Genomic DNA, 8,538 nt, shown 5'->3' on the forward strand with positions numbered 1-8,538 from the left:
CCACCAAGAGAGACCACTCGATACGGCAGACGCAGCTCGCCGCACGACGCAGGTATACCGAGAGGGGAAATCCACGGCGCCCCGAACACGGCCCGCACGGCCCCGGACCGCCAAGCCCCCGGCCGGACGAGCACTCGACGCCGACCAGGGACCGAAAACCCTCTGACAACCCGTCAGGGCCGTGGGGCCACCGTCGGCCTCATCGTTCATACGGCCCGAGGGCGCCGAGGCCGCGGGCGCGTCGGTGGCGGTCAGGCCGGAGGCGTTGCACGCAGCCGGTGTCGCCCCGTGGCGGTGCGGGGGTTCACGGGGGTCTGTTCGGGATCAGGTGAAGCAGTAGTCCAGGTTGGCGCCGGGCGAGCCGACGCGGTCGCCGGAGGTGCCGGTGGACCAGGTGGCGTGCCCGCTGGAGTTGTAGAAGACGAGGTTGCCGTCGCCCTGTACCTCGGCATGGCCGCCGGGGGCGGGGCTGAGGGCGCCCATCGTGCACACGGTGGCACCGGAGGCGTTCAGCAGCTTGACGTAGCCGGACTGGGACCAGTCCAGCCGCACCACGCCCTTGTTGGCCGTGCCGGAGGCCCAGACGACGGCGGGCTGGTCGCCGTCGTTCTGGATGAGGACCAGGTTGCCGTCGGACTGGAAAGTGAGCGTGGTCGTCAGGTGTATCGAGCCGGCGTACCCGGAGCCGACCGCGTAGTTGCCGGGGTGCCAGTCCGACTGCGCCAGGGTGAAGGTGGCCGCCTGGGCGTCGGCCGCCATCGCGTCGGTACCGGCCAGGCACAGCGCGGTGGCCGCGGCGAGCGCGGTCACCCCGGTGCGCAGCAGCCGCCTGCGGCCCCTGCCGTTCTCGGCGCCCTTGTCGTCGGTGGAGTGGTCGAGTGGCATGCGTCGTCTTCCTTTCGGCCGCGGTGCGGCCAGGGGTCCAGGAGGCGCCCAGGCGGGCCGGCGCCAAGGTGCACGCGCACGCGCACAGTGGGGGCCACCGGCATGACTGGTCGTGCGTGGCGGGTGGAACTGACTGGGTCACCGGGAGGACTGTGCGCGCCCTGCGGGATCAGCAGTGGAAGCCCTGGTAGCTGTCGTAGGTCGCGTACGAGGTGCGCGCGGCGTTGTCGGTCTCCGCCCACAGCTGCACGCAGTGGCCGCGGCCGGGGACCGACACCGGGCCGGCGTAGTACTTGAACGTGGTGCTGTCGTCGGGAGCCACCTCGATGCCGGTGCAGGTGCCCGGGGTGTCCTGGGCGCACTCGTAGAGGGTGACGCCGGTGTAGCTGGCGACACCGTACAGGCTGCCGGCCTTGACGTTGACAGCGCAGTTCATGCCGGTCGAGGAGTCGTAGAACAGGTGGGCGTAGCTGTACACGGTGCCGGAGTCGGTGGTCACCGCGTACGGCGAGCCGCTGACCTCGCTGCCCGAACAGCCCCAGCCCGCGGCGGAGGCCGGCCCGGCGGCGAAGGTCAGGCCGCCGGCGGTGGCGGCGATCAACGTGGCGCCCAGGGCGGCGCGGCGCAGGATTTCACGCATGGATGGTCGTCCCAATCTCTGAACATGGCGGTCGGGGGAGGAAGGGCAGGCGGGCGTCCGGCCTGCATCACCGGGCCGGGCTTGCCGGGTTGGGCCGGGCTGGGCCGGGCACCCTTCGGGGCGGTGGCTCAGCTGGGGTGCCCGCCGCCCCAGCCGTAGCCGTCGAGCGCGACCGGGCCGGCCTGCGGGCCGGAGGGCTGGGCGGACGCGGCCGACAGGCCATCGCCGGTACCGAGGGTGATCAGGGCGACGAGCAGGACAGCGGTCAACCGCGGCAAGGAAGACTCCAACTACGCTGTAGAGGCAGGGAAGTGGCCGGGGTCGGGCACCGCCTGGGTGCTGTCCCTTCCGACATGGAAAATCCTGGCAGGCTCCACGCACCCAGTCACCGGGAAAGCATGGGCACGAAGCTGCCTGGCAGCTTGAGGACAGCCCGACACGAACAGGTAGCAGGGCACGGCAGGGCACGGTCCGCGGCCCAGCCCGGATGCGGGCACGATCGGCCCCGGACCCGGCCCCGCGCTGCGCCCCTACCCACGAAACGCCCGCCCGGACATGAAGATCACGATCCACGGCTGGAGTATTGGTACTCCAGGGTGACTTCGCGACCAGGTCGGTCTCGCACGACCGGGCACGAGTGTTGCAGCACGCGGCTCACGGGTGGGGGCCGCCGCCCCGGAGGCGGGAGCCGGGGCGGCGGGGTGGGCTCAGTTGCAGATGCCGAGGGCGCCCCGCTGGGCGGCCGGGGGGTAGACGATGGCGCAGATCTTGTGGCCGGGGCCGTCGGGCCACCAGTTGGAGCCGGCGCCGTTGGACTCCCAGAGGAGGGCGCCGTTGTCGGTCAGGACGAACTGGCACTGGCCGTTGTCGGTGTTGATCGGGTTGAGCTCCTGCTCGTCGTGCCAGGCGCCGTTGACGAAGGTCAGTTGGACTTTCTGGTCGGCCAGGCAGTTGCCGGCGCTGATCCAGTGGTCCCCCTCGTTGGCGGCGAGGGCCGGGGTGGCCGGCGAGCAGAGGGCGATCACGGCGCCGATGCCGAGGGCGGCGACGGCGGATCGCAGGCGGGTGCGCTGGGTCAGCACGGGGTGGGTCCTTTCCGGAGGGAGCGAGGAGGGCGGGGTACGGTGCCCGGTCGCCGCTGCGGCTGACCGGGCAAGGGGTACCCTCACAGGGTCCGGGGCCCGTTACCAGCGGCTTTTCGGACACGATCGACGGCGATGGCCTTCAGGGCCGTGGATCGGGGGGAGTCACGTGGCAGTCCGGGAGAAGCGTGTGCCGCCGATGAAGTGGCGGCCGTCGGGAACTACCTGCCCGGGCACCCTCGGTGGGACGCGTTCTTCGACCTGCTGGTCAGCACCTTCGAGGAAGAACCAAAGACGGTGGCCGTGAGCGTGTTCGGGGCCGACGTCCTCCTCGGCCGGGATCTGCGGGAGTTCATCCGGCTCACCTGGCTGTCCGCTGAGGCCTCGTCAGCCATTGCGGAACGCGCCAGGGGCGCCTGGCAGCCGGAGTTTCTCCACTGGGGCACCTGGCCGCAGCTGCTGATTGCACCACGGACCTCATGACCGGCTTGCACACCGGCGCCTGCTCCGGTGCGGGGTTCGCGGTGTCGCGCGAACCCCGGCAGGCGGGGTTGCGCCGACCGGTGGCGGGGACGGTCAGCGCTGGTCCTCGTCGGGCGGCGGCGGCCCCCAGAGCTCCAGGTACTCCTCGACCTCCTGCGCCGAGCAGCTCGGGCATGCCGGCGGCCCCTCCATGGCGAGGTAGAGCGGTCCGTCCTGCAGCGGCAGCCGCTCACGGACCAGCGCCCGCCCGCACCGCGGACAACTGCCGCACGGCCTGTCCCGACCAGCCGACTCGCCCATACCCCGAAGGGTAGCCCCGGTCGCGCCCCCGGGGCCGGCCCTTCAGGGCCCTGTCACGGCAGGCGATCAGTTGTTCTGATCATGCTAACGAGGCGGCCGTCTCGCAGTCCACGGAATTCGCCCGTCACTGACGCCGCCTCAGAACAGGGCGAGTCGTCACCAGCCGCTCCGTCAAGGCAACGGAAACGATGCCCGGCGCGGACGAACCCGCGCGCCCTGGTCCCCACCCAATCGATCCCCTCCCGCCTCGGGCTCGGCCCGGGCCGGCCGACCACCGAAGGAGGACGCGGATCGGGCGGAACCACCCGGCACTGTCGGCCGGGCGCTTCGGGAAGGGGTCAGGCGTGGCGGCCGGGGAGCATGGCCAGCGCCCGGGAGCGCTGGGCGACGAGGTCGTCGTAGGTGCCCTCGCGCTCGGCCCAGCGGTGCATGAGGACGCCCTTCACGAGGATCTCGCGAGGGGTGGGGTCCTGGGAGAGCAGGTGCATGACCTCGGTGGCGAAGTCGTCGAGGGGCAGCGCGTGCGGGTTCACCTTTTCCTGGCCCGCTGTGGCCACGGCCGGAGGGACCAGCTCGACGACGCCGACACCGGTGCCGGCGAGCTGCGCGCGCAGTGCCTCGGAGTAGGCGTGCACGCCGGCCTTCGAGGCCGCGTAGCTGGGCATGGGCGGGAACGGCAGGAAGGCGATGCCGGAGGTGACGGTGAGGAAGGTGCCGGCACCTCGCCGCACCAGGTGAGGGGTGAAGGCGTCGATGACCCGGATGGTGCCCAGCAGGTTGGTGTCGATCGTCGCTGCGGCCGCCTCGAAGTGCGCGGGCTCGCGCAGGTCCTCCAGGAGCATGACGCCCGACATGGTCACCACGGTGTCCAGGTCCGGGTACCGGGCGAGCACGGCGTCACGCCCGGATGCGACGCTGACGCTGTCGGTGACGTCGATGCTGAACGCGGCGAACCCTTCCTCGGCCAGTTCCGCCAGTGCCTGCGGGCTGCGGCCGCCAACGGCCACCGTGCTGCCCGCCGCAGCGAACCGCCGGGCCAGCTCCCGGCCGATACCCGAGGTCCCGCCGACGACAAGAACCGTGCGGTTGGAGAGATCCATAAGATCTTCCCTTCAGTCCAGGACGCCGCCGGCCGTAGGGCCGCGGCGCAGACAGTGATACCCGCCGCCCCTTGGCGAGACAGCGTCACCGCAGTCTTGACGCCATTCGCCCCGCCGGGCAGGGCCCTGCTCTTCCCTGGTCCTGCCAGGGCCCCCTTTGGGAGACGTGCACCGCACTACGGTGTCGGTATGAAGCACGTCGGTAAGAAGGACGAGGAATCCGGCAACCGGCTCGGCAGCTACCTCCGCGCCCGGCGCGGGCTGGTCTCCCCCGCGCAGGCCGGACTGCCGCCCGGCGGCAACCGCCGTGTACCCGGCCTGCGCCGTGAGGAAGTCGCCCTCCTCGCCGGAATCAGCCCCGACTACTACCTGCGCCTGGAACGGGGCCGCGACACGAACCCCTCCCCCCAGGTCCTCGAATCACTCGCGCGCGTCCTGCGCCTCGACGACATCGAGCGCACGTACCTGCTCGGCCTCACGCCGACGCACCCCAGGACGCCGCGCCGCAAACGGCCCGAACACGTACCGGCGCGCCTGCACGAACTGCTCGCCCACCTTCAAATCCCCGCGTTCGTCGAAGGACGCGCCTTCGACGTGCTGGCCTCCAACCCCATGGCCCTCGCCCTCTCACCCCGGCTGCGGCCCGGCCTGAACCGGCTGCGCAGCCTCCTCCTCGACCCGGAAGAACAAGCGTTCCACCAGGACTGGGCCAAAGCCACCGCCGACTTCGTCGCCGCCCTGCGCACCACCGTCGGCGACGACACCGACAACCCCCGGTTCGTCGAACTGGTCGGGGAACTCGCCCTGTCCAGCCAGCGGTTCCGCACCCTGTGGGCCCGCCACGACGTCCGCCCCCTCGACGGAGGCACCACCACAGTGCACCACCCCGTCGTCGGCGACCTGCGCCTGCACCGGGACAAACTCCCCATCGACGACGTCATCCTCGTCGTCTACTACCCCGACAAAGACAGCGACAGCGACGAGAAACTACAACTCCTCGCCGCACTCTCAGCCACCGGAACCCCCGAACCCACCGACACCGCACCCGACCACCCACACGGCGCCCCCCACCACACCCCGCGCTGAGCCGTTCCGAATCCCCCGGACCCGCGTACTATCACCTCGCATGACCCAGTCCGAGATCGAGATCAGCGAAGACCTGGTTCGCGACCTGCTGCGGGATCAGCACCCGGATCTGGCCGAGTTGCCCATCCGAAAGGTGGAGGGCGGCTGGGGCAACCAGATGTGGCGCCTCGGGGACGAGTTGGCTGTCCGCATGCAGCGGATGGACACCACCCCGGATCTGCAGCTCAAGGAGCGCCGCTGGCTGCCGGCCCTGGCCTCGCGCCTGCCGCTGCCGATCCCGGTGCCCGTGCGGAACGGTACGCCGTCCGAGCGCTTCCCCAAGGTCTGGACCGTCATGACCTGGGTGCAGGGCACGCCACTGGACCACAGCACGATCACCCGCGGCCACCACGCAGCCGACACGCTGGCCGCCTTCCTCCAGACGCTGCACGTGGCGGCACCCACCGACGCGCCGGACGCCTCGGACCGTGGCGCACACCCCAAGGAGTGCACGGAAGGCTTCGAAAGGCTCCTGCAAGCCGTGGACCTCGCGCGCTCCACCCAGGACGGCATCCGGGCCGTATGGGACGACGCAGTCGCCGCACCCCGGTGGGAGGGCCCGCGGGTGTGGGTACACGGCGACCTGCACCCCGCGAACGTCGTGGTCGCGAACGGGACACTGGCCGGCATCGTCGACTTCGGCGACCTCTTCGCCGGCGACCCGGCATGGGACCTCGCCGCCGCCTGGACACTGCTCCCCGCCGACGGCGCCTCACGGTTCTTCAACCACTACACGCACGCGAACGAGGCAACGATCCGACGGGCACGCGGACTGGCCGCGATGAAGAGCCTGTTCCTGATACTGATGGGCCAAAACGGCGACCGCGCCCTGCCCGGCGGCAAACCACACTGGGGACCCGCCGGCCGAGCAGCACTCGACCGCGTCCTGAAGAGCCCGCCCCACCGGTAGACCGAGCCAGACCCGGCCCCACACCGCCCCGAACCCGCCGCTGACCACGACGGGCACCAACCAGCCCGCACACTCCGACCGGAAGCCCGAAGCCGCCACCCCGCACAGGGGTGGCGGCTGGGACCCGCACCGCGATGACAGCACGACCATCGCACGAGCCGAGGACAGGCCCCGCACGCCCGGGGCGGCGGCCAAGAGCCGCGGTGGAGCGGTAGGGGCCGCCCGTCAGTTGACGGTCGGGATGCTCTTCGCCAGTGCCCCGCCCTGCGCGGCCAGTGAAGCGGGCACCTGCGGCTGCCAGTTGTGCGAGCTGGTCACCGGGTTGGCCCACGGGGCCAGCGTCTGGACCGGCTTGTGGGTGGGAACGAGCGCACCGGCGCGCGACACACAGGTACGCAGCGTCAGACGCACCGCGACCTGGTCCGTGTGCTTGACGTCGAGCTCGACCGGCGAGCAGTCGGCCGGCCCGTCCCAGTCGCCGATCGCCTGGATCGTCGAGCCGTCGTGCTGGGTACCGGGCGTGCAGTCCGGACGCGAATCACCGGTACTCCCGGTCGTGTTGCAGTCCGTGGCCGGCAGCCCCGTGACCCGATCACGCACCGACACCGCGACCCACACCGGCCCCTGCCCGCTGTCGACCTCCACCGAGAACCCCGGCGCCCCCGGCAGCTGCGCCCAATCTGGCTGCCCCGCATGGTAGTTGGCCAGCTTCGCATCAGCGGGCAGCAACCCCGAAAGGACCGCCAGCATCGCGTCACCGCCCAACGGCATCGTCCCCGCACCCGCAGAACCACCCGCGGTCGGAGAACCGCCGGCGCTCGGCGCACCGCCGGCCACCCCCGTCCCGGTCGGGACCGGGGCCGGGGAACCCCCCGTCGGGGAGCCGCCGGCCGCCGGACCGGCCGGCTGCACCGCCGCCGACGCCGGAACCACCCCGCGCTCCAGCCCCAGGACCGTCCCCGTGGTCGCCAACGCCGCCACCACCGCCAGCGACCCCGCGATCTGCTGACGACGCCGACGCCGCAACCGCAGTCCCTGCCGGCCCGCCTCCGCGACCATCTCGTGGACCGGCGGACCCAGCCGCTCAACCTCCTCGCCCAACTCCCGGCTGAGCTGCTCCTCGAAATCCATCACACACTCCTCGTCGAAAAAAGGGTACGGACACACCGATTGCCCAGCAGTGACGTCAGTGCCGGTGCAGCAGGTCACGGTCCTGCGCCAGGATCTCCCTCAACCGGGCCAGCGAACGGGTGTTGAGACTCTTCACCGCGCTGACCGACATCCCCAACAACTCGGCCACCGCCTCCGTGCTGAGGTCCTCCAGATAGTGCAGCGCCACCACCGCGCGGTTACGCGGCGGCAACTGCGCCACCGCGAACGCCAACGTCAGCCGCAGGTCCGCACCGTCACCCTCAGCCGCCGACTCCGGCAACTGCGCAGTCACCAACTCCGACGAACGCCGCAACCGGCGATGCGACAGATAGCTGCGCAGCAACACCTTGCGGGCATACGCATCCAACCCCGGCTCATCCCGCCCGCGCCGCAACCGCCCCCACGCCGCGAACATCTTCGCCAGCGTCGTCTGCACCAGATCCTGCGCCTGATGCCAGTCCCCGCACATCACGTAGGCCAACTGGAACAACCGACGGGCACGCGTACTCGCGAACTCCTCGAAACTGAGCGCGCCATCCATCACAGGTCCCCCCAGGGGTCGTACATGCTGTCCTTGCCACTGCCGTCACCCCAACTACACGCCCTGACCACGCCCCCAGGTCGCACAGAAAATCAAAATACACACTCGCCACCAGCCAGCCGGACAACCACCCGCCGCCACCGACCCCACGCCCCGGTACTGGCAACCCGACCGGCCACAGCCACCGGCCCGCCAGCGGGCGGCGGGCGGGGCAGCGGGCAGCGGGCGGGGCCACCACCCGGGGAAAACGCCGACGAACCCACCACGCGAACTTGCCGCTCCTCGCGCCGACGGTGGTCAGCAGCACCAAGGGCATGGCC

General features: G+C 71.4%; 11 protein-coding genes. 3 read left to right on the forward strand and 8 right to left on the reverse strand.

The genetic code is table 11. The features are described from left to right. Positions 1 to 324: 324 nt before the first annotated feature. The 4 genes from C7C46_RS00160 to C7C46_RS00170 all read right to left on the reverse strand — a co-directional run bounded on the left by C7C46_RS00160 (position 325) and on the right by C7C46_RS00170 (position 2,607). The gene (locus C7C46_RS00160; protein ID WP_110664448.1) at positions 325 to 885 is read right to left on the reverse strand and encodes a hypothetical protein; all 561 of its coding nucleotides are present in this window, start codon (positions 883 to 885) and stop codon (positions 325 to 327) included. Between the two features lie 169 nt (positions 886 to 1,054). Beyond that, entirely contained in the window at positions 1,055 to 1,525 is a 471-nt protein-coding gene (locus C7C46_RS00165; RefSeq protein WP_110664449.1) for a hypothetical protein, read from the reverse strand. Positions 1,526 to 1,653: 128 nt separating this feature from the next. After that, positions 1,654 to 1,794, reverse strand: coding sequence for a hypothetical protein (locus tag C7C46_RS34620; RefSeq protein ID WP_181442105.1), 141 nt, complete (start codon positions 1,792 to 1,794; stop codon positions 1,654 to 1,656). 438 nt (positions 1,795 to 2,232) lie between these two features. Continuing rightward, positions 2,233 to 2,607 (reverse strand): hypothetical protein, encoded by a 375-nt coding sequence (locus C7C46_RS00170; protein ID WP_110664450.1) that lies wholly within the window; start codon positions 2,605 to 2,607, stop codon positions 2,233 to 2,235. 135 nt (positions 2,608 to 2,742) lie between these two features. On the opposite strand from C7C46_RS00170, the gene C7C46_RS00175 reads away from it, so the two are divergent. Then, positions 2,743 to 3,090 (forward strand): hypothetical protein, encoded by a 348-nt coding sequence (locus C7C46_RS00175; RefSeq protein ID WP_146258937.1) that lies wholly within the window; start codon positions 2,743 to 2,745, stop codon positions 3,088 to 3,090. A 93-nt stretch (positions 3,091 to 3,183) separates the two neighbouring features. Here the strand turns inward: C7C46_RS00175 and C7C46_RS34115 are convergent, their stop codons facing one another. Further along, positions 3,184 to 3,390, reverse strand: coding sequence for a hypothetical protein (locus C7C46_RS34115; RefSeq protein WP_146258938.1), 207 nt, complete (start codon positions 3,388 to 3,390; stop codon positions 3,184 to 3,186). Positions 3,391 to 3,728: 338 nt separating this feature from the next. Continuing rightward, the gene (locus tag C7C46_RS00180; protein WP_110664452.1) at positions 3,729 to 4,490 is read right to left on the reverse strand and encodes an SDR family oxidoreductase; all 762 of its coding nucleotides are present in this window, start codon (positions 4,488 to 4,490) and stop codon (positions 3,729 to 3,731) included. Positions 4,491 to 4,679: 189 nt separating this feature from the next. Here C7C46_RS00180 and C7C46_RS00185 point away from each other — a divergent pair, with 189 nt between their 5' ends. Together C7C46_RS00185 and C7C46_RS00190 are read left to right on the forward strand one after the other, a co-directional pair. Continuing rightward, positions 4,680 to 5,576 (forward strand): helix-turn-helix domain-containing protein, encoded by an 897-nt coding sequence (locus C7C46_RS00185; protein ID WP_110664453.1) that lies wholly within the window; start codon positions 4,680 to 4,682, stop codon positions 5,574 to 5,576. A gap of 40 nt (positions 5,577 to 5,616) precedes the next feature. Next, positions 5,617 to 6,525: an aminoglycoside phosphotransferase family protein gene (locus C7C46_RS00190; protein WP_110664454.1), complete on the forward strand. Its 909-nt coding sequence runs from the start codon at positions 5,617 to 5,619 to the stop codon at positions 6,523 to 6,525. Positions 6,526 to 6,750: 225 nt separating this feature from the next. Here C7C46_RS00190 and C7C46_RS00195 read toward each other — a convergent pair whose 3' ends face one another. Next, entirely contained in the window at positions 6,751 to 7,734 is a 984-nt protein-coding gene (locus tag C7C46_RS00195; protein WP_146258939.1) for a TrbL/VirB6 family protein, read from the reverse strand. Further along, positions 7,712 to 8,218 carry a SigE family RNA polymerase sigma factor gene (locus tag C7C46_RS00200; RefSeq protein WP_110664456.1) on the reverse strand — a complete coding sequence of 169 codons (507 nt, stop codon included), beginning with the start codon at positions 8,216 to 8,218 and terminating at the stop codon, positions 7,712 to 7,714. The genes C7C46_RS00195 and C7C46_RS00200 overlap by 23 nt, the downstream gene beginning before the upstream one ends. Between the last annotated feature and the right edge of the window lie 320 nt (positions 8,219 to 8,538).

The organism is Streptomyces tateyamensis (genome assembly GCF_003205575.1).
GTDB classification, from domain to species: Bacteria; Actinomycetota; Actinomycetes; order Streptomycetales; family Streptomycetaceae; genus Kitasatospora; species Kitasatospora tateyamensis.